Origin of the sequence: Clostridium hominis (genome assembly GCF_014287825.1) — a bacterium.
GTDB classification, from domain to species: Bacteria; Bacillota; Clostridia; order Clostridiales; family Clostridiaceae; genus Clostridium; species Clostridium hominis.
On sequence record NZ_JACOOO010000031.1, the window covers coordinates 1 to 20,338 of the forward strand.

A 20,338-nucleotide genomic window follows, 5' to 3' on the forward strand; every position below is an offset into this window, starting at 1 on the left:
GGAAGGGATAAACGCTGAAAGCATCTAAGCGTGAAGCCTACCTCAAGATGAGATTTCCCATAGCATAAGCTAGTAAGACCCCTTGAAGAACACAAGGTTGATAGGTCAGAGGTGTAAGTGTGGTAACATATTTAGCTGACTGATACTAATAGGTCGAGGGCTTGACCAATAAAAAATATAAAATTCATGTGCAATTTTCAGAGAACACTCTGAAAAGTAAATAACCAAAAATAATTGGACTATTACTTATATCTGGTAGTGATGGCGTAGAGGAAACACTCCTTCCCATTCCGAACAGGAAAGTTAAGCTCTACAGCGCCAATGGTACTGCACGGGAGACTGTGTGGGAGAGTAGGACGTTGCCAGGTAATAAGGATCTTTAGCTCAGTTGGTTAGAGCAACCGGCTCATAACCGGTAGGTCCGGGGTTCGAGTCCCTGAAGGTCCACCATTTTTGGGGGTATAGCTCAGTTGGGAGAGCACTTGCCTTGCACGCAAGGGGTCAAGGGTTCGACTCCCTTTACCTCCACCAAAGCTACGAAGTATTTCGTAGCTTTTTTATTTTATTTAAAATAATTGGTATTCATAAATTTTATTAATAGTGTTATTATAAATATACAGTAAATGTTAAAGTAAAGGTGAAAATGTATGGCGTTATATAGAGTTAAACAATTCGTATGGGCAGCAGGATCATATTTTAAGAAGATAGATACAGAGTTTATAAATAAATATTTAGATGAAGATGAAAAGAAATTATTTAGTAGATTAAATCATAATGAGAAACATCATTCTATACGTGTTTGCAAAGAGGCTTTAGATATATGTAAAAATAAAAAAACTTCTTTAGATACTAATAGAATTGCAAAGGCAGCTTTATTACATGATGTAGGAAAAGGTGAGTTTGGATTAAATATAGTAGAGAAATCCACATTAGTATTACTAAATAGTTTAACTAAAGGAAAAATTAAAAAATATGATAATATAAAGCAAATAGATATATATTATAATCATGCACAAAAAGGTGCTGATATATTAAAAGAATTTAAGAGTTATGATCAAGAATTCTTAGATAGTATTAGATATCATCATAGTAATAAAAAAATAAGTAATGAATTATTAGATGTAATAAGAGAAAGTGATAATAAGAATTAACTTATGAGGTGAAGTATGATTGCAAATAAGAGAAGGGAAGCAATAGTTGAATTATTACTTAAAGAGAAAGCTCCTATAAAGGGAGTTGATTTAGCAACAAAGTTTAATGTAACTCGTCAGATAATAGTTAAGGATATAGCTATTCTAAGGGCAAAGGGGAATAATATAATAGCAACTCCAGATGGATATATGTTTAATGATGATAGTGGCAGCAGAGTAAAATCAATAATAGCTGTAAATCATAGTAAAGCTGAAATGATAAAAGAGCTAGAGATCGTTATTAAATATGGTGGAATTATAGAAGATGTTATAGTAGAACATCCTATATATGGAGAAATTAAGGGGTTACTAATGATTAAAAATCTGAATGATTTAAATAGATTCAGAGAGTCTTTTGAGTTATCAGAAAGCACTCCATTATCTTCATTAACTAATGGAGTTCACCTCCATACAGTATCAGTGGATACTAAAGAGAATATGGAGTTAATAAAGAAAGAATTAAAAGAAAAAGGGCTTACTTTATAATTAGGGAGAGTTTATATGGATTATGATGTTTTAGTTTTAGGTGGAGGCATAATTGGCTGTGCAGTTGCTTATGAATTATCAAAATATAATTTAAATATAGCTGTAATTGAAAAAGAATATGATATAGCAGATGATATATCTTTTGTTAATAGTGCAATAGTTTATGATGGTTCAGAGACATCTAATAATGTTATGGCTGGTTTAGAATACATAGGTAATATATTATTAGAAGACTTATGTGAGAAGTTTAATGTGCCATTTAAGCGTATTGGTGGATTAAGAGTAGTAAATGATGATAATGGTGTAATTAAGCTACAAGAAATGCATGAGAGGGCTATTAAAAGAGGAATAGATGGTGTTCATCTTATTGATAGTGACGAAGTATATAAAATTGAGCCTAATATAAATAAAGGAATAAAAAAGGGGCTATATTCTCAAAATGTAGCGTTGGTGGCACCATATGATTTAGCATTATCTTATGCAGAGGTAGCTTCAGATAATGGAGTTATATTTAGGTTAGAAGAAGAAGTGCTAAATATTATGAATATAGCAAAAGGCTTTAAAGTTATAACTAATAAAAATAAATTTACTTGTAGAGTAGTTATAAATACTATTGCTAATGAAATGTTTATAAATGAAAGTGGAGTAGTTCAAGAAAAGGATGAATTAGAAAGAGAAAATACATTTAAAAATATGAGTTATATATTAGTGGATGATAGTTATAAGAATAAATTGTCTAGGATAATAACTCAAACTTTTGATAAAGATACTTTTGTTGTATCCACACCAGTATTAAATGGTGGTTCATTAATTGGAATAAAGAGTATAGAAAAAACAAGCTTAGATGATAACATATCTTATGCTGTTAGACTTCTTAAAGATTTAGATAAAGATAGTATAAACAATTTATTTAGAGAAAGTTATGATAAGGATTCTATTATTGTAGATGATAGTAGAATAGATAAAGGCTTTATAAGTGTTACAGGAACTCATTACGGTAAAATAACATTAGCGCCTGCTATAGCTAAGATGTTATGTGATACACTAACTAATACCTTAAAGTGTAGTCAAAAGAAACACTTTATAGATAAAAGAAGAGAATCTTATAAATTTAGAGAAATGAATAAAGATGAGAGAAATGAAGTAATCAAGGTAGATAATAGATATGGTAAAATGATATGTCTTTGTAACAGTGTTACTGAAGGAGAAATTGTTGATTCTATAAGAAGACCACTTGGTGCAAGAACAGTTAAAGGTGTAAAGAGAAGAACTGGAGCTGGTTTTGGTAGCTGTCATGGTGCATATTGTAATGAAAAGATAGTTAGTATTTTAGCTAGAGAACTAGGCAAAAATGTAACAGATATAGTAGATGATTCAAAGGATTCTAGGATAATATCAGGAAGAATAAAGGAATTTGAAGATATTTAATGGAGGATATTATGGAGAATAAAGCTATATTTACTTCAGTAGTAAGGGTAAAAGGAAATAATAAATATAAGGTAGTTCCTGTTAGAAGCAGTGAAGAAGTAGATAAGAGTTTATGGATAGAAATATCTAAAGTATTAAGCAGGATTTATGTAAGTGTTCCTATTAAGTTAGGAAGTATAATATGTAAAAATGTTTTAAATACTGGAATAGATATAATTTCTAGCAGAAATATTGATAAAGCATAAATTCAGAAAAATATGGTATAATAATAGATAGCGTATATCTATTGACAAAATATAGGATGTTATAATATATTTAATATAAAATAGATTAATAAACCGTTGAAAAGGCTAGTAATAAGATAGATGTTTTAAGAGAGTCAGTGGTTGGTGTGAACTGATAACTATATTTTATGAATCCACCTTGGAGGGACTGTGATGAGCAGTACGGTATAATTCCGTTAAATTATTTAAGTGGGTAGAAGTGTATATTTATATCACTACTATCAATTAGGGTGGCAACACGGAGTCTTTCGTCCCTTTTATGGGGGATGATAAGGCTCTTTTTTTATAAATGAATAATTGCTAGTTAATATATTGATATAAGAATCTTTATTTATTAACTATTCACTATTAATTAAGTAAGTTGGAGGATACTATGTTAGATTTAAAATTTTTAAGAGAAAATCCAGAAATAGTTAAACAAAATATCAAAAATAAGTTCCAAGATAAGAAGCTTCCTCTAGTTGATGAAGTAATTGCTTTAGATGCTGAAAGTAGAGCAACACAACAAGAAGCAGATTCATTAAGATCTAATAGAAAGACAATATCTAAGCAAATAGGTGCATTAATGGGTCAAGGTAAGAGAGAAGAAGCTGAAGCGTTAAAAGCTAAGGTTAGTGAACAAGCAACTCGTCTTGCTGAATTAGAAGCTAAAGAAGTAGAATTAGAAGAAAAGATTAGAGAAATAATGTTAGTTATACCTAATATTATTGATCCAACAGTTCCAGTAGGAAAAGATGATAGCGAAAATGTAGAGGTAGAAAAATTCGGTGAACCTGTAGTTCCAGATTTTGAAATACCTTACCATACAGAAATAATGGAAAAATTAAATGGTATAGATTTAGATAGTGCTAGAAAAGTTGCTGGTAATGGATTCTATTACTTAATGGGTAATATAGCAAGATTACAATCAGGGATACTTTCTTACGCTAGAGACTTTATGATCAATAAAGGATTTACTTATTGTATACCACCTTTCATGATTCGTAGTGACGTTGTTACAGGTGTTATGAGCTTTGCTGAAATGGAATCTATGATGTATAAAATCGAAGGTGAGGATTTATATCTTATAGGAACTAGTGAACACTCAATGATAGGTAAGTTCATAGATACTATATTAAAAGAAGAATCTCTTCCTCAAACATTAACTAGTTATTCACCATGTTTCAGAAAAGAAAAAGGTGCTCACGGTATTGAAGAAAGAGGAGTATATAGAATACACCAATTTGAAAAGCAAGAAATGATAGTTGTTTGTAAGCCAGAAGAAAGTAAAGAATGGTTTGAAAAACTATGGACATATACAGTAGAATTATTCCGTACTTTAGATATTCCAGTTAGAACACTAGAGTGCTGTTCAGGAGATTTAGCAGATCTTAAGGTTAAGTCTATAGACGTTGAAGCGTGGTCTCCAAGACAAAAGAAATACTTCGAAGTAGGAAGCTGCTCAAACTTAGGAGATGCTCAAGCTAGAAGATTAAAGATCCGTGTAAATGGAGAAAATGGAAAGTATTTTGCACATACTTTAAATAATACAGTTGTTGCTCCTCCTAGAATGTTAATTGCATTCTTAGAAAACAACTTAAATGAAGACGGATCTATTAACATACCAGAGGCTTTAAGACCTTACATGGGTGGAATGGAAGTTATCAGATAAAAAACTTAAAAATAAATGTAAAAAGTAGCTGTATTATAATATAGCTACTTTTTTAAAATAAAAATTAAATATTTTTATAATGTAGGAATATTGATTAAGAAGATTAACATGGAAAGGAAAAGAATAACTAAGATATATGATAAATATGAAGTATATGGATTACCCACAATAACATGTATTTGTAATAAAATAAAAAAATATAAAAAAGTGTTGACATAATTATTAATAGTTGATAAAATAATAAATGTTCCGAGGAGAGATGGTCGAGTTGGTTTAAGGCACCGGTCTTGAAAACCGGCGTGCGTGTGAGCGTACCGTGGGTTCGAATCCCACTCTCTCCGCCAAGAAGTTATTCGCAAGAATAACTTCTTTTTTTTTATATAAAAAAGTATAAAGGTTTTAAATACCTAAATATAGATTTTATATGGTTATCAGATTTTTTAAAAATAAAAAGAAAACAGTAAATAAAAGCCATCTACTATTTTCTTTAATTAAATATTATTTTAAACAAATATTATCTGTGCAATTAATACAAGGTTCAACGTGAATAGTTATTCCTTTTATGAATCTCATACTTTCAATTAAACATTTTTCTAAATTACTAGCTATTTCATGCCCCTCGAAGACAGTTAAGTTTTTATTAACACAAATAGTTAAATCAAGATATGCCATAGCACCATGCTTTCTTGACTTTAGCTCATCTAAATGAATTACTCCAGCAGTATTTTTTGCTATTTCGATTATTTTAGATTCTTCGTCTTCACTAATAGAAGAATCCATAAGTTCATTAGCAGAGTCTTTTAATATATCAAAACCTACTTTAGCTACAAAAAGTGCAACTACTATAGCTGCTAGCGGATCTAAAGCTTTAAATCCTAACATTGATCCACCAATTCCTATAAAAGCAGCAATTGAAGATAAAGCATCGGATCTATGATGCCAAGCATCTGCCTTTAATGATGGTGAGTTAATTTTATTAGCTACTTTAATAGTGATTCTATATTGATATTCTTTTATTACTATAGAAATAACAGATACTACTAGAGGTAATATAGTTGGAATTTTAACTTGATCTAAATGAAAAAGGGATTTAACTCCATCATATCCTATTTTAAGTGAAACAAATATTAATAAAAGTGAAAGTAAGAATGAAACTAGTGTTTCAGCTTTTTCGTGACCGTAATTATGATCCTTATCATTTGGAGTTTTTGCTATTTTATTTCCTATTAATACCCCTATGGAGCTTATTATATCCGATGCAGAATGCATAGCATCTGCAATCATAGAGCTAGATCTACCTAGAATACCAGCTAATAGCTTTATAATAGTTAGTATTACATTCCATAAAATAGAGAGTAAGGTAACTTTATTTGCTTCATCAAATCGATTATCCATATAAACCTCCAAAAATAATTTCAATTGATATTTAAATGATAATATATAAGCTTTGTAAAATCAAGGTATTATTCTCAATTATAATTATCAATTGAGAATAATATTTGTTATACAAAATTTTTGTTTTCTGTAAAATTGTCAAAATTAACATTATAATTATTAATCTTGGCAGTATAATAAAAATTATGTGAAATAAAACTAAAAAAAGTTCAAAAAATATGTTGACAGGATAAAAAAGCGTTGATATAATAACTATTGTAACAAGGAGAGATGGTCGAGTTGGTTTAAGGCACCGGTCTTGAAAACCGGCGTGCGTGTGAGCGTACCGTGGGTTCGAATCCCACTCTCTCCGCCAAAAGTGGAGAATTACTCAAGTGGCTAAAGAGGCTCCCCTGCTAAGGGAGTAGGCTGGGTTAAACCGGTGCGAGAGTTCGAATCTCTTGTTCTCCGCCAAGCAGCATCTAATAAGATGCTGCTTTTTTTATGTTCAGAAAAGGTTATTATAAATTTTGATAAAGGATTATACTAACAATTGTAAACGTAATATTAAAATGGTATACTTAAAATTACTAAAGTGTTTATTAAGTGGAGGGTATATTATATGGAAAAAAAATATGTTGTAGGTGTAGATTTAGGCGGGACTAAAATATACACTGCTCTAGTAGATTTAGAAGGAAATATAGTAAATGAAAAAGTAGTTGAAACTCTTGCTGAAGAAGGACAAGAAGCTGTTTCAGAAAGAATATTAGATACTATAGCTAATGTTATAGCTGGAGTAGATAATGAGTTAATAAAAGCTATCGGAGTAGGTTCTCCAGGACCTTTAGATGCAAAGAAGGGAATTATCTTTGAACCATCTAACTTACCATTTAAGAATTATGAAATAGTTAAGACTATAAAAGATAGATTTAATCTACCAACTTATTTAGATAATGATGCAAATGTTGCAACATTAGCAGAATTTATGTTTGGAGCTGGTAAAGGCACAGAAAATATGGTTTATATAACAGTAAGCACTGGAATTGGTGGTGGAGCAATCATCAATGGAAAATTATACAGAGGCCATACTGCTAATGCTTTAGAGGTAGGTCATATGACTGTAAGTAAAGAAGGACCAAGATGTGGCTGTGGTAATGTTGGATGTGCTGAAAGTTTTGCATCAGGTACTGCAATAGGAAAAAGAGCAAAAGAAGCTGTTGCGAGTAAGGTAGTTACTTCTTTAAAGAAATATGATAATGTTACAGCTAAAGAAGTATTTATGGAAGCTGCTGCAGGTGATGCTGAAGCTAAGAGAATATTAGATAATGCTTTATATTACTTAGGAATTACAGTTGGTAATGTAATGAGTCACTTAGACCCAGAAAAAGTTGTTATGGGTGGTGGAGTAATTAATGGTGGAGATGTAGTAATTGAAACTGTTAAAAAAGTAGTTGGAGAAAGATGCTTAAGTGTATTTGCAGAAAACTGTTCAATAGAAAAAGCTAAGCTTGGAGGACAAGCTGGAGTATTAGGAGCAGCAGCGTTAGCAATAACAGAAAAATAACATTATATATAATTTAAGAGTAAGGTTTTATGCCTTGCTCTTTTTTTATAGTATTTGGTAAAATTATTGATTAGGTAAGCTTAATTATTAAAGAGATATACTTTAGTCTATTAAAAGCTTATAGTAAAATGAATGTAAGTACGCTGTATAAGAGATAAAAACAAGAGATTTAGGGAAGTATTAAAATATAAAGTCCAAAGGAGTTATTTATGGGTATTAGATTTATATTTGGTAGAGCTGGTACTGGGAAAAGTAAGTTTTGCTTAGATCAAATAAGAAAAAAGATTGATAATGATAACAATAATAAATTGATTCTTCTTGTACCAGAACAATACACTTTTCAAAGTGAAAAGAAGTTACTGAGTGAAATAGGTGAGAGAGCGTTACTTAGAGCTGAGGTTTTAAGCTTTAAGAGAATGGCTAATAGAGTATTTGATGAATGTGGTGGAAGAACAAATAAGATAGTAAGTGATTCGGGAAAAAATATGCTTATTTATAAGCTTTTAATAGAGAAAGGTGATGACCTTAAATATTTTAATAGAATAAGTAAGCAACAAGGTTTTGTAAGTACAGTATCAAAAACTATTACAGAGTTTAAAAAGTACAATATTTCCGAGGAAATCTTACAGGAAAAACAAGAGGATATAGAAGATAAAGATTTAAAAGAAAAAGTCAGCGATTTAGTAGATATTTATACTAATTTTAATGAGACTTTACATAAAAAGTATATCGATGGAGAAGATGTGCTAACACTTCTTGGTGATAAATTAAAGGAATGTACTCTTTATGATAATGCTGAAATATGGATTGATGAATTCACAACATTTACACCACAACAATTAGAAGTAATATTATTGTTAGCCCGAAAGTGTAAGACAGTTAATATAACATTATGTACTGATAATCTAGAATTATCTAGTGAGGATGATACTGATATTTTTGATGTTATAAAGAATACTGAAAATAGAATTCTTAAAGGTATGGAAGAAAATAATATAGCCTATATGGAGCCTATAAATTTAAATAAAAAATATCCTTATAGATTTAAGGATAGTGAAGAATTAAAGCATCTCGAAAGACATTTCTTTTCTTATCCATTTAGAACCTTTACAGGTAAGTGCAACGATATAAGAATATATAAAGCTAATAATAACTATAGTGAAGTTGAATATGTAGCTCAAGATATACTTAAGCTTGTCAGAGATAAGGGATATAGATATAGAGATATAGCTGTTGTTTGTAGAGATATAGATAGTTATGAAAAAATAGGTACAGTTATTTTTAATGAATATGATATTCCATTTTTCTTAGATAAGAAAAGAGAGATACTAGATAATCCCTTAGTTGTACTAATAATATCGGCTTTAGAAGTTATAATATCAAATTGGTCTTACGAAAGTGTATTTAAGTATGTTAAAAGTGGTCTTATAAAATTAGATCAATATCTTATTGATAAGTTAGAAAATTATATATTAGCTAATGGGATAAAAGGCTTTAAGTGGACTAGAGATTTGTATCAATCTAATGAAGAGGAAATATCTGATGAAGATAAGCAAATGGCTGACATTATGGAGGAAATAAGAGAGCCAATAATGGTTTTATCCCAAAAAATAAAGAATGATGTTACAGTAAGAAAATATTGTGAAGCAATATATGAGTTTCTATTAGATATTAAAGCTTTAGAGACTATGGAAGAATGGCTTGAAAACTTTAATGATATAGGATTACAAGATAAGATAAAAGAATATGAGCAAGTACCATCTATAGTTATGGAGATATTAGACCAAGCTGTTGAAGTATTAGGGGATGAAGTAATAGATATTAATACTTTTACACGAATACTTAGAACTGGTTTTGAAGAACAAGAAGTTGGTGTAATTCCAATGGCATTAGACCAGGTTAATATAGGTGATATAGCAAGAATAAAAGGCAGGGATGTAAAAGCTTTATATATTGTAGGGGTAAATGATGGTGTGCTACCTTCTACAAATAAAGATGAAGGAATATTATCTGATAGAGATAGAATTGAGCTAAGAGAACTTGGAATAGAACTAGCTTCTGATACAAGAAGTAGGGTTTTTGAAGAACAGTTTATGGTATATACAGCATTAACTATAGCCTCAGAGTATTTAATGATAACTTATCCTATGGCTGATTTTGAAGGAAAATCATTAAGACCGTCTATAGTTATTCCTAGAATAAAGAAAATCTTTAAATCTCTAAAGGAAGAAAGCGAGCTTTATAATGAAGGTTTAAAGAATGATGACTACTATAAGATAACAGCACCTACGCCAACTTTTAATGAGCTTGTTGGAGCCTTGAGAAGAGAGTGTGAAAAAGAAAAAATTGAAGAGTATTGGTTACAAGCTTATAAGTGGTTTGAAAAGAATAACGATTTTGCAAAAAGAGCAGATACTATCTTTAAAGGATTAAGATATTCAAATCTAGCAGAAAAGATTCCAAGAGAAAAAATCAAAAAGTTATATAGTAATGACAATGGAAGGCTTATATTCAGTGTTTCTAGGTTAGAAAAATATGCTCAATGCCCATTTAGCTATTATGTTCAGTATGGATTAAAGGCTAAGGATAGAAAGGTTTATGAGTTTTCTGCACCAGACTTAGGTTCATTTATGCATGAGATTTTAGATCAGTTTACAAATAAGATAAAGAAAGAGCATATGTTATGGTCAGAGTTGTCTAAAGATAAGTGTAGAGATATAGTAAATGAATTAGTAGATACAAAGCTTAAAAATAAATCAAATTCAATTTTAAATAGTAATAAAAAGTATATGTATTTCTCAGAAAGATTTAAAAAGACAATAACTAAATCAGTCACTGTTATATCTGAACAAATGAGAAGAGGAGAATTTGAAATATTCAAAAATGAATTTGATTTTGGAGATTTTAAAGACTCTGATCCTATAGAATTAAAGCTACAATCTAATGAGAGTGTTTATTTAAAAGGTAGGGTAGATAGAATTGATAAGGTTGAACTTGATGGCGAAACTTATATAAGAATTGTTGATTATAAAACTGGTTCAAAGAGTTTTGATTTAAGTGAATTATATTATGGACTTCAAATACAGCTTTTAGTTTATTTAGATGCAATATTGAGAAACTCTAACAAGATTCTTAGTAAGCAATGTATGCCAGGAGCAATTCTCTATTTTAGAATAGATGACCCTATAATAAAGTCTAAAAAATCATTATCAGAAGATGAGATAAAAGATGAAGTTCTTAAGAAGTTAAAGATGAATGGATTAATCTTGAAAGACGCTGATTTAGTTAGAGCTATGGATAATACAATGGAGACTTATTCATTAATAATTCCTGCCAAATTTAATAAAGATGGAAGTTTTTCAAATAGTAGTTCCGTAATATCTGAAGAGCAGTTTGAGATATTAAGAAAATATGTTAATGATAAAATGGTAGAACTGTGTGAAGATATGTTAAGTGGAGACGTTAAAATAGAGCCTTGTAAATCATCAAAGGTTACATATTGTGACTATTGTGATTATTCATCTATCTGTCAGTTTGATACTTCAATAAAGGATAATAAGTACAGAATAATAGTTAAGAAGAATAAAGAAGAAGTTTGGGAAGCTATAGAAGAAAAGGTTCAGGAGGAGGAATAGTAGAGGTATGGGAGAGACTAAATGGACTAAGGAGCAGTCTGAAGCAATATATACAAGAAGATGTAACTTGTTAGTAGCAGCGGCTGCAGGCTCAGGGAAAACTGCTGTATTAGTAGAAAGAATAATTCAGATAATCACAAATGAAGATAATCCAGTAGATATAGATAAGTTATTAGTAGTTACATTTACAAGTGCAGCAGCTGCAGAAATGAGAGAGAGAATAGCAAATGCTATATCTAAAAAATTAGAAGATAGACCAGACTCTAAAAGTCTTCAAAAACAATTAACGCTTCTAAGTAGAGCTAATATTACTACTATGCATTCCTTTTGTTTAGATGTAATTAAAAACTATTTCTATACTATAGATTTAGATCCAAGCTTTAGAATTGCAGATGATACAGAATGTACCCTTATGAAAAATGAAATTATTGAAGAACTTTTTGAAGAATTATATGAAAATGATGATGATAACTTTAAAACTTTAGTTGAATCATATAGTGGGTCAAGAGATGATGAGAAGTTAAAAGATATGGTTTTAAGATTATATAGTTTTTCTATGAGTGGACCATGGCCAGGGGTATGGCTTAATGAAAAAGCCGAGGAATTTAATATAAATACAGTTGATGAATTAGATAAAACTGAGTGGATTAATGTATTAAGAAGCAATTTAGGCGTAGAGTTAAATGGCTTTATAAATATGATGAATAAGGCTATTGAAATAATAAAAGAAACAGATGGCTTAGAGCCATATTTAGAGACATTTACAACAGAGCTATCTTATTTAGATAATGCATATGCTTCTTTAAGCGGTGGATTAGAGGAAATGTATAAAGCATTTAAGCTAATAAGCTTTGGTAGAATTCCAGTAGTAAGAAAGAATAAGGTATCAGATGAAAATGCTCAAGCTACAGTGAAAGGAATAAGAGATTCTATAAAAAAGAAAATTGCAAAGCTTATAGAGGATAGCTTTACTTTTACGCCAGAAGAGGCTGTTGAAGGGATAAAGAGAGTTTATCCATGTATGAAAACTTTAGCTAATATCACATTAGAATTTGGTGATAGGTTTACGAAAAAGAAGAGGGATAAGAATCTTTTAGACTTTAATGATTTAGAGCATTTATGTTTAAAAATATTAATAACAAAAGATGATGATGACAATATAGTTCCTTCACAAGTTGCAGAACATTTTAGAGAATATTTTGATGAGGTTTTAGTAGATGAATATCAAGATTCAAATAATGTTCAGGAAACAATAATAGATTTGGTTTCTAGAAAAAGCTTAGATCAGCCTAACGTATTTATGGTTGGAGACGTAAAGCAAAGTATATATAGATTTAGGCAAGCTAAGCCAGAGTTATTCTTAGATAAATACAATAGATATCCTCTTGAAGCTGGTGGAAGAGACAGAAAGATTCAGCTATATAAAAACTTCCGTAGTAGAGAAGAAGTAATTAGCGGCTCAAATTATATATTTAAGATGGTTATGTCTACTATAGTTGGTGAACTTGAATATACAGATGAAGAAGCGTTAAATTTAGGTGCTAGCTATAAGGAAAATACTGATTCAAATACTGTAGTAGGTGGAGAAATAGAGCTTCATATACTAGATAAATCAGGAATAGCTAAAGTGGAAGAGGTAGATGTAATAGAAGAAAAGGAAGATGGCGAAAAAGTTGAAGAGGAAGAAGATGTTGATGCTATAGCCTTAGAAGCTAAGATTATAAGTAAAAGAATAAAAAAATTATTTTCTGAGAAGGATGGAAAGACGTTTAAAGTCTTTGATAAGGATACTAATGAATATAGAAATATAAAATATAAAGATATTGTTATATTACTTAGAGCTACAAAAAATTGGTCAGAGATATTTTTAGAAGAGCTAGGAAATGAAGGCGTGCCAGTATATGCAGATACAGGTAGTGGATATTTTGAGTCTATAGAAATAAGAACAATAATGTCTTTGTTGAAGATAATAGATAACCCACTTCAAGATGTTCCTATGATAGCAGTGTTAAGATCACCAATAGTAGGCTTCACAGCTGAAGAATTAAGCGATTTAAGGTTATTAAATAAAGAGCTATATTTCTATGAGATAATAAAAGAAGTGTCAGAAGGCAATCTAGAAGCTAGTGAAGAGCTAAAGGAAAAATGTATATCTATTATAGATAACATAAATATATGGAGGGAAAAATCAGTATATACTCCAATTGATGAATTTATATGGTATTTATACATGGATACAGCCTACTTTGGATATGTTGGAGCAATGCCTAATGGTAAGTTAAGACAGGCAAACTTAAAGATTTTATTCCAAAGAGCTAAACAGTTTGAAAGCACAAGCTTTAAAGGATTATTTAACTTTATAAACTTTATAAATAAGCTTAGGAAATCCTCAGGAGATATGGGGAGTGCAAAGGTTCTTGGAGAAAATGAAGATGTAGTTAGAATTATGAGTATTCATAAAAGTAAAGGTCTTGAGTTCCCAGTAGTATTTTGTGCAGGTACAGGAAAGCAATTTAATTTAATGGATTTAAATTCATCTATACTTTATCATGAAGAGCTAGGCTTTGGACCGGATTATGTAGATTTAGAAAAGAGAAATGCTTATACTACATTAGCAAAGGAAGCTATAAAAAAGAGAATTAGGCTTGAAACATTATCTGAAGAAATGAGAATTCTTTATGTAGCATTTACTAGAGCTAAGGAAAAATTAATAATAACAGGAGCTACTAGAGATTTAGAAAAAGCTATTAATAACTGGGTTTCTTCAGCATCTTTAGACGAAAATATAATATTACCTTCAGAAGTATTAAAAGGAAAGTCATATTTAGATTGGATAGCATTAGCTATGTGTAAACATGCTGATGGAGAAATATTAAGAGATGTAGCAGGCGTAACAAGAGACCTTATTAAAGTTGACTACTCTAAGTGGAAGATTAAATTTTGGAATAAAGATTTATTAATTACTAGCAAGGAAGTTGAAGTGGTAGAGGAAGAGAATGAAAAAAACTTAATTGAAGAGGCTGAAAATATTAAGTATATAGATAAAGAAATAGAAAGAAGACTTGGATATAAGTATAAATATAAAGAAGGAGCTATGCTCCCTAGTAATGTTTCTGTATCAGACTTAAAGATGAGCGATTATGAATATGATGGAATAGCAACTTTAGAAATATTTAAAGAGAAGCCTCTAATTAAGCCAAAGTTTTTACAAGAAGAAAAAGGATTAAGTGCTGCTGAAAGAGGAACTATAATGCATTATGTCATGCAAAAGTTGAATTTAAGTAGAGTTAATTCTATAAGTGAAATAAAAGCACAAATTGAAGAGATGGTGTTAGATAAATCTCTTACAGAACAAGAAGCATCAACGATTTGGTTTAAAAAGATATATAAGTTCTATACTAGCGATTTAGGGAAAAGAGTATTAAAAGCCTTTAACAATAATGATTTAGTACGTAGGGAGTTTCCATTCTTTACAGAGATAAGTAGTTTGCAGCTAGGGGAAAACTTAGAAAAAGAAATTTATGAAGATGAGAAAGTAAGACTTCAAGGTATCATAGATCTTTTCTTCCAAGAAGATGAAGATATAGTTCTTGTAGATTATAAAACTGACTATGTAGAAGAAGGAAACGAAGAAGAAATTATAGATAGATACAGAACTCAACTTACTTACTATAAAGAAGCTCTAGAAAAAGTAACAGGGAAAAAAGTTAAAGAAAGTTATCTTTATTTATTCTATATTGATAAAATAGTTAAAATGTAAATTAAATTATATGACTTACATTAACTAAAAGTTAATGTAAGTCAACGTTATTTTGTAAGTCATTTAAGTAAGCTTTTGATAAAGTTATAAGTATATCTTTAGAATTTAAAGTTTTATCATCTAAAACTTTTTCTAATAAATAATTTAAAATATAACCTAATATTTTTCCAGGCTTTAGGCCTAAATCTTTTATCAAAATTGAACCGTTTATAGCTAGGGCTTTAATAGTTAATGGTTCTTTATTTTCAAGTATTTCTCTAGTTTTATTTTCTATATAATCCACTTTATTTAAGAAGGGAATAGGATCCCATAAAGAGTTAATATCAGCTCTTTGTAGATTGTATAATGTATAAATATTATTAATACCTACTCTGTTAATTAGTCTTTTAATTTCACCATCAGTGGGCATATAATCAGGTCTTAAAACTAAATGATCATAAATTATTGCACATACATTATCTATTGTGCCATTATCAAATTTTAATCTGCGTAATATTTCCTTAGTCATAATTGCACTTTCTATGTTATGTCCAGGAAAATAATGATGACCATTTGGTAATGATGTTAGAGTGTTAAGTTTACCTACATCATGAAATAATGCTGAAAGTCTAAGTTTTAAATCAGATTCAGTATTATCAATTACCTTCAAGGTATGTTCAAATACGTCTCTATTATGATTGTTGCATAATGGAGTATATTCAACTAAAGAATTTATTTCAGGTAAAATGATTTCTAAAATTCCTGTATCTCTTAAAAGTATAAGACCTTTTGTTGGATTATTACTTATGAGCATTTTACATAATTCATCTCTAATTCTTTCAATACTTATATTTTTTATTAAAACACAATTAGTTTTAATTGCATTAAGAGTATTTTCTTCTATGGTAAAATCTAATTGAGCACTAAATCTAATAGCTCTAAGCATTCTAAGGGCATCTTCTTGAAATCTTTTATTTGGATCTCCAACGGCTTTAATGATTTTATTATTAAGGTCAGTTAAACCATCAAAGTAATCGACTAAACCATCTCTATCATTATAAGCAAAAGCATTTATAGTAAAATCTCTCCTAGATAAGTCCTCCTTTATATTGGATACAAATAATACAGATTCTGGACGTCTATTATCAAGATAATTTCCTTCAGTTCTATAGGTAGTTACTTCAAAATTTTCATTTTCGATAAGTACAGTTATAGTTCCATGTTCTATACCTGTAGGAACTGTTTTTGTAAAAAGACTTTGTGTAATATTAGGTTTAGCTGAAGTAGTAATATCATAGTCTTTAGGAGAAAGTCCTAATATACAATCTCTAACACAACCACCTACCATATAAGCTTCATAATTATTTTTATAAAATTTATCTATAATATATTGAACATTTTTAGGTATATTAATATTCATCAAATTCATCCTTACTATTAAAATATACTTTTATTTTAGCACAACAAAAATAAAAGTACCTAATAATGAAGTGTTAATCTCATTAGCATTAACATATTTCATTTAATAAATCCTTGATATATAGTAATTTGAAATTAATAATAAATAATTTAGTAGTATTTTATATACTATAAATTTTAAAAAGTGATTAATATAGAAACTATTTAAAGTATTTCTATATTAATCACTAATTATTTTTTCTTAATTATTAATTTATTATTACCTTTGTATCATCTGGCATATTATCAAATAACCATTTAGAATCCTCAACAGCTAATCTGATACAACCATGAGATGCTGGTACACCCAAAGTATAGTCTACTATTGTACTTTGACTTTCATCATAAGGGAGTGAGTGAAACAAATAATCACCCCAGAATTGAACCCAGTACTTTCCACCTTGTTCATATTGGTCAGAGTAGAACCAATCACCACGTCCTGTTACTGTATATACCCCCTTAGGAGTTGCTTCACTTTCTATTCCTGTAGAACAATCGAACTCTTTCTCTAAAGTCCAGTTGTTGCTAGAACCTCCATATACATAAGTTTTTTGAGCGTTTAAATTAACATATACAAAATAAGGTGTATTACTCTCAATATTTAATGTATTTATTGTTTCAGTATTTAGATTTTGTAATAATGAAGTTGATGTAGTCTGAGCATTGTCTATATAGTAATCTGTTGCTAAATATTCATCACGAGCTATTTCTATAGAAGATATTTTATTTTCTATATCTTTATCATTAGAGGATAAAATAGATGTATCAGCACTTGATAATAAATCTATAGCTTTTGTATAGTAATCTTCAGAAGCTAATTTATCTGCTTCTTCAAATAAAGCTTGCTTATAAGAAGATTTACATATTTCTATATAGTCTTGAGCCGTATTATAATATTCAAGCTGAGAGTACGGTATTTTAGAAAACATATTTATAGCTTCAGAAAATTCACCAGCATTATATTTTTCTAATGCTAAATCTAGATAAGATTTATAAAGTGAAGAGTCCTCTGAAATATAATTTTGGTCTAAAGTTAAAATTAATTTATCTAAAGACTCGTCAAGAATATCATAACTCTTTATCTCTTTAAATACAGCAACAGCTTGATCTGAAGCAATATTATTATTTTTTAATTCGTTACATAATGTAGTTATAATTGAAGTGAAGTATTTGGATACTTCTGTGGTCATTACTTTCTTTTTTAATTTTAAAATAAAGCTATTATCCGATAAAGTTTCCTTTGCATCATCAAAATTACATTGATTAAATTCAGAATAAAAAGTGTTTAAGGTTTTAGAATAATTATAGTTAATATAATAATTCACTGGTAAAGTTAATAAAAATAAGAATACAACAGATATTAATATTTTTAATATAGTAATTCTAGATTTTTTAAAATCCAATAATAATCCCTCCTAAAATGGCTATATAATAATTTTTGACCAATATACAAAAAACTAAACAATTACTTTTAAATTTACAGAAATTATACATATAGCTTATGGAGAATTATGGTATACTAAAGAGTGAATAAATTCTTACATTGTGGAGGAAATATGAAGAAAAAAATAAATATGATAGATAGATTTAAATGGAGTTTAAATCCTAAAAAGTATATATACTTAGCAAAAGATAAATTAGGAAAGGCCTTTTTGTATCTTTTTGTTTTAGCTACTATTTTTGGATTGTTTCAAGGAATAACAGTTGTTAGTACAATAGGGGTCATAGAAGATGTTATTTCAAAAGCATACCAAGATGGAAAGCTAAATTTTGAAATGAAGAATGGATTATTAGATTTTGAAATATCACCATATAAAGAAGAACAGGGAAGTACTGTATTATTAGTAGATACAGATAAGACTGTAGATGAAATAGATAGTTTAAGAAATATTACAGTACATAAAGATTTATCTACAGTGATTTTAAAAGATGGTATTGTAATAAAAAATGGTAGTGAAGAAATTGTTTATAAATATGCTGATTTTGGTCTAGATAAAGTAAATTTCAATAATGAAGTAATAGATATATTTATAAAAGAATTGAGTGTAATAAAATACTTTATGATTCCAGTAATAATTATAATTAAGTTTATAGATATGCTTTTCTATTCATTTATGATGTCTTTAGCAGGTATGTTAAGTATGCTATTTAATAAGCAAAGATTATCTTATGGAAATATATTTAAACTTGCAATGTATTCAATAACTGCTCCAACATTATTAGGATTAATTTTACCTTTAGGAAAATATACTATGTTTATTGGTGGATTGATATTAATCTTTGGAATAAATTTTGTTGTCTATGATGATATTATAAAAGTAAATAAAGATAATATGTAAAATAAAAAATCCAGCATAGTCTGGATTTTTTTATTTATAAATAAATCTGAAAATTCATAAAAATTACACAATAATGTAAAAATAATGATTTAATTTAATATAAAGTTTATTTAAAAGTTGTACTAAAAAGAAAAATATGGTAAAATTTAGAATGTAAGATATTTTTTGGGGTATACGATGGGGTATTACGGTAGGAGGCATAATGGGTAATAGCATAGGTGAAAATAAATTGGTTACTATAGATGAATTAGAAGAGCTACTTTGCAATTTAAGAAACGAAAGTGAAAATAAAGAAAATTTTACTTTGAACATAACTCATGATATGAGAAGTCATCTAAATGTTATTATTTCTGCATTACAGTTTATTGAACATAATAGTTTAAATATAACAACTGAAAAGAAATACATGAATATAATAAAACGAAACAGCTACAAGATATTAAAGTTAATAAATAATTTAATTGATACTAGTAGGTTAGAAAATAACTTTTATAAATTAGAAAAGAGAAATATTGATATTGTATCAATGATTGAAGGAACTGTAGAATGTATAGAAAAATATTCTTTAGAAAAAAATATCCAATTAATATTTGATACAAATAAAGAAGAGTGTATAGTTTCAGCAGACCCTGAAGCCATAGACAGAATTGTTATGAACTTATTATCAAATGCAATAAAATTTTCACCAATGGATTCAGAAATATTTGTATATCTAAATATAGATAATGAAAATATTAATATTTCTGTAATAGATAATGGAAAAGGAATATCACAAGAAGAACAGGATAAAATATTTAATAGATTTTATCAATGTTCAAATAGATCTGATAAAGAATATATAGGAAGCGGAATAGGATTAGATTTAACTAACTATTTAGTAAAAGCTCATGGTGGAAATATAAGTATAAATAGTGTAGAAAATGAAGGCTCAGAGTTTATAGTTACTATTCCAAGAGTTTTAGAAGAACATATAGAAACTGTTGATAACAGTATTTCTAGTAAGATACAAATGCTAGAAATAGAATTTTCAGATATTTATCTAAGTGAATAAATAATCATTTATTCTTGATAAATGTTAACCTTTGTGATATTATAGGAATTGTTAATGTGGAGCGTTAGTTAAACGGATATAACACGCCGCTACGGACGGCGCATTAAGGGTTCGATTCCTTTACGCTCTGCCAAGCACT

General features: G+C 28.9%; 13 protein-coding genes, 6 tRNA genes, 2 rRNA genes and 1 other annotated feature. Of the genes, 18 read left to right on the plus strand and 3 right to left on the minus strand.

Going from position 1 to position 20,338, the window contains the following annotated elements; genetic code table 11:
- From H8S20_RS13250 to H8S20_RS13295, 10 genes are all read left to right on the plus strand, one after another.
- Positions 1-169 (plus strand): 23S ribosomal RNA (locus H8S20_RS13250); the annotation flags it as partial.
- An 82-nt stretch (positions 170-251) separates the two neighbouring features.
- Positions 252-368, plus strand: a 5S ribosomal RNA gene (gene rrf / locus H8S20_RS13255).
- Between the two features lie 5 nt (positions 369-373).
- A tRNA-Ile gene (locus tag H8S20_RS13260) sits at positions 374-450 on the plus strand.
- Between the two features lie 5 nt (positions 451-455).
- Positions 456-531, plus strand: a tRNA-Ala gene (locus H8S20_RS13265).
- A 116-nt stretch (positions 532-647) separates the two neighbouring features.
- Complete coding sequence (locus tag H8S20_RS13270; protein WP_032116831.1) at positions 648-1,151, plus strand: HD domain-containing protein; 504 nt, start codon at positions 648-650, stop codon at positions 1,149-1,151.
- A 15-nt stretch (positions 1,152-1,166) separates the two neighbouring features.
- The gene (locus H8S20_RS13275) at positions 1,167-1,676 is read left to right on the plus strand and encodes a transcription repressor NadR (RefSeq protein ID WP_032116832.1); all 510 of its coding nucleotides are present in this window, start codon (positions 1,167-1,169) and stop codon (positions 1,674-1,676) included.
- A 15-nt stretch (positions 1,677-1,691) separates the two neighbouring features.
- Entirely contained in the window at positions 1,692-3,104 is a 1,413-nt protein-coding gene (locus tag H8S20_RS13280) for an NAD(P)/FAD-dependent oxidoreductase (RefSeq protein WP_032116833.1), read from the plus strand.
- 11 nt (positions 3,105-3,115) lie between these two features.
- Complete coding sequence (locus H8S20_RS13285) at positions 3,116-3,349, plus strand: DUF1667 domain-containing protein (RefSeq protein ID WP_032116834.1); 234 nt, start codon at positions 3,116-3,118, stop codon at positions 3,347-3,349.
- An 87-nt stretch (positions 3,350-3,436) separates the two neighbouring features.
- Positions 3,437-3,647, plus strand: a binding site (T-box leader).
- A gap of 114 nt (positions 3,648-3,761) precedes the next feature.
- Positions 3,762-5,039, plus strand: coding sequence for a serine--tRNA ligase (serS, locus tag H8S20_RS13290; RefSeq protein ID WP_032116835.1), 1,278 nt, complete (start codon positions 3,762-3,764; stop codon positions 5,037-5,039).
- Positions 5,040-5,292: 253 nt separating this feature from the next.
- Positions 5,293-5,383: transfer RNA gene (locus tag H8S20_RS13295), tRNA-Ser, on the plus strand.
- A 154-nt stretch (positions 5,384-5,537) separates the two neighbouring features.
- Here the strand turns inward: H8S20_RS13295 and H8S20_RS13300 are convergent.
- On the minus strand, positions 5,538-6,434 hold the full coding sequence (locus H8S20_RS13300; RefSeq protein WP_186860437.1) for a cation diffusion facilitator family transporter: 897 nt from the start codon (positions 6,432-6,434) through the stop codon (positions 5,538-5,540).
- Between the two features lie 264 nt (positions 6,435-6,698).
- Between H8S20_RS13300 and H8S20_RS13305 the strand changes: the two genes are divergently transcribed.
- The 5 genes from H8S20_RS13305 (at position 6,699) to addA (ending at position 15,372) form a co-directional block, all read left to right on the plus strand.
- Positions 6,699-6,789, plus strand: a tRNA-Ser gene (locus tag H8S20_RS13305).
- Between the two features lie 5 nt (positions 6,790-6,794).
- Positions 6,795-6,887: transfer RNA gene (locus tag H8S20_RS13310), tRNA-Ser, on the plus strand.
- 148 nt (positions 6,888-7,035) lie between these two features.
- Positions 7,036-7,977 carry an ROK family protein gene (locus H8S20_RS13315; protein ID WP_032116837.1) on the plus strand — a complete coding sequence of 314 codons (942 nt, stop codon included), beginning with the start codon at positions 7,036-7,038 and terminating at the stop codon, positions 7,975-7,977.
- 209 nt (positions 7,978-8,186) lie between these two features.
- Positions 8,187-11,612 carry a helicase-exonuclease AddAB subunit AddB gene (gene addB / locus H8S20_RS13320; RefSeq protein WP_186860438.1) on the plus strand — a complete coding sequence of 1,142 codons (3,426 nt, stop codon included), beginning with the start codon at positions 8,187-8,189 and terminating at the stop codon, positions 11,610-11,612.
- Positions 11,613-11,619: 7 nt separating this feature from the next.
- Positions 11,620-15,372, plus strand: a complete 3,753-nt coding sequence (gene addA, locus H8S20_RS13325) for a helicase-exonuclease AddAB subunit AddA (protein WP_186860439.1) — start codon at positions 11,620-11,622, stop codon at positions 15,370-15,372.
- A 31-nt stretch (positions 15,373-15,403) separates the two neighbouring features.
- On the opposite strand, the gene H8S20_RS13330 is transcribed toward addA, so the two are convergent.
- The gene (locus tag H8S20_RS13330; protein WP_186860440.1) at positions 15,404-16,771 is read right to left on the minus strand and encodes a CCA tRNA nucleotidyltransferase; all 1,368 of its coding nucleotides are present in this window, start codon (positions 16,769-16,771) and stop codon (positions 15,404-15,406) included.
- Between the two features lie 247 nt (positions 16,772-17,018).
- Entirely contained in the window at positions 17,019-18,212 is a 1,194-nt protein-coding gene (locus H8S20_RS13335) for a L,D-transpeptidase (protein WP_186860441.1), read from the minus strand.
- A 153-nt stretch (positions 18,213-18,365) separates the two neighbouring features.
- Here H8S20_RS13335 and H8S20_RS13340 point away from each other — a divergent pair, with 153 nt between their 5' ends.
- The 3 genes from H8S20_RS13340 to H8S20_RS13350 all read left to right on the plus strand — a co-directional run bounded on the left by H8S20_RS13340 (position 18,366) and on the right by H8S20_RS13350 (position 20,332).
- Positions 18,366-19,148 carry a DUF1189 family protein gene (locus tag H8S20_RS13340; protein ID WP_032116843.1) on the plus strand — a complete coding sequence of 261 codons (783 nt, stop codon included), beginning with the start codon at positions 18,366-18,368 and terminating at the stop codon, positions 19,146-19,148.
- A 202-nt stretch (positions 19,149-19,350) separates the two neighbouring features.
- Positions 19,351-20,199, plus strand: a complete 849-nt coding sequence (locus H8S20_RS13345) for a sensor histidine kinase (protein WP_032116844.1) — start codon at positions 19,351-19,353, stop codon at positions 20,197-20,199.
- Between the two features lie 58 nt (positions 20,200-20,257).
- Positions 20,258-20,332 (plus strand) — tRNA-Arg (locus H8S20_RS13350).
- The last annotated feature ends 6 nt before the right edge of the window (positions 20,333-20,338 follow it).

Coding starts and splice junctions, on each gene's coding strand:
- H8S20_RS13270 (WP_032116831.1), top strand. CDS start 648: ATGGCGTTATATAGAGTTAAACAATTCGTATGGGCAGCAGGATCATAT.
- H8S20_RS13275 (WP_032116832.1), top strand. CDS start 1,167: ATGATTGCAAATAAGAGAAGGGAAGCAATAGTTGAATTATTACTTAAA.
- H8S20_RS13280 (WP_032116833.1), top strand. CDS start 1,692: ATGGATTATGATGTTTTAGTTTTAGGTGGAGGCATAATTGGCTGTGCA.
- H8S20_RS13285 (WP_032116834.1), top strand. CDS start 3,116: ATGGAGAATAAAGCTATATTTACTTCAGTAGTAAGGGTAAAAGGAAAT.
- serS (WP_032116835.1), top strand. CDS start 3,762: ATGTTAGATTTAAAATTTTTAAGAGAAAATCCAGAAATAGTTAAACAA.
- H8S20_RS13300 (WP_186860437.1), bottom strand. CDS start 6,434: ATGGATAATCGATTTGATGAAGCAAATAAAGTTACCTTACTCTCTATT.
- H8S20_RS13315 (WP_032116837.1), top strand. CDS start 7,036: ATGGAAAAAAAATATGTTGTAGGTGTAGATTTAGGCGGGACTAAAATA.
- addB (WP_186860438.1), top strand. CDS start 8,187: ATGGGTATTAGATTTATATTTGGTAGAGCTGGTACTGGGAAAAGTAAG.
- addA (WP_186860439.1), top strand. CDS start 11,620: ATGGGAGAGACTAAATGGACTAAGGAGCAGTCTGAAGCAATATATACA.
- H8S20_RS13330 (WP_186860440.1), bottom strand. CDS start 16,771: ATGAATATTAATATACCTAAAAATGTTCAATATATTATAGATAAATTT.
- H8S20_RS13340 (WP_032116843.1), top strand. CDS start 18,366: ATGAAGAAAAAAATAAATATGATAGATAGATTTAAATGGAGTTTAAAT.
- H8S20_RS13345 (WP_032116844.1), top strand. CDS start 19,351: ATGGGTAATAGCATAGGTGAAAATAAATTGGTTACTATAGATGAATTA.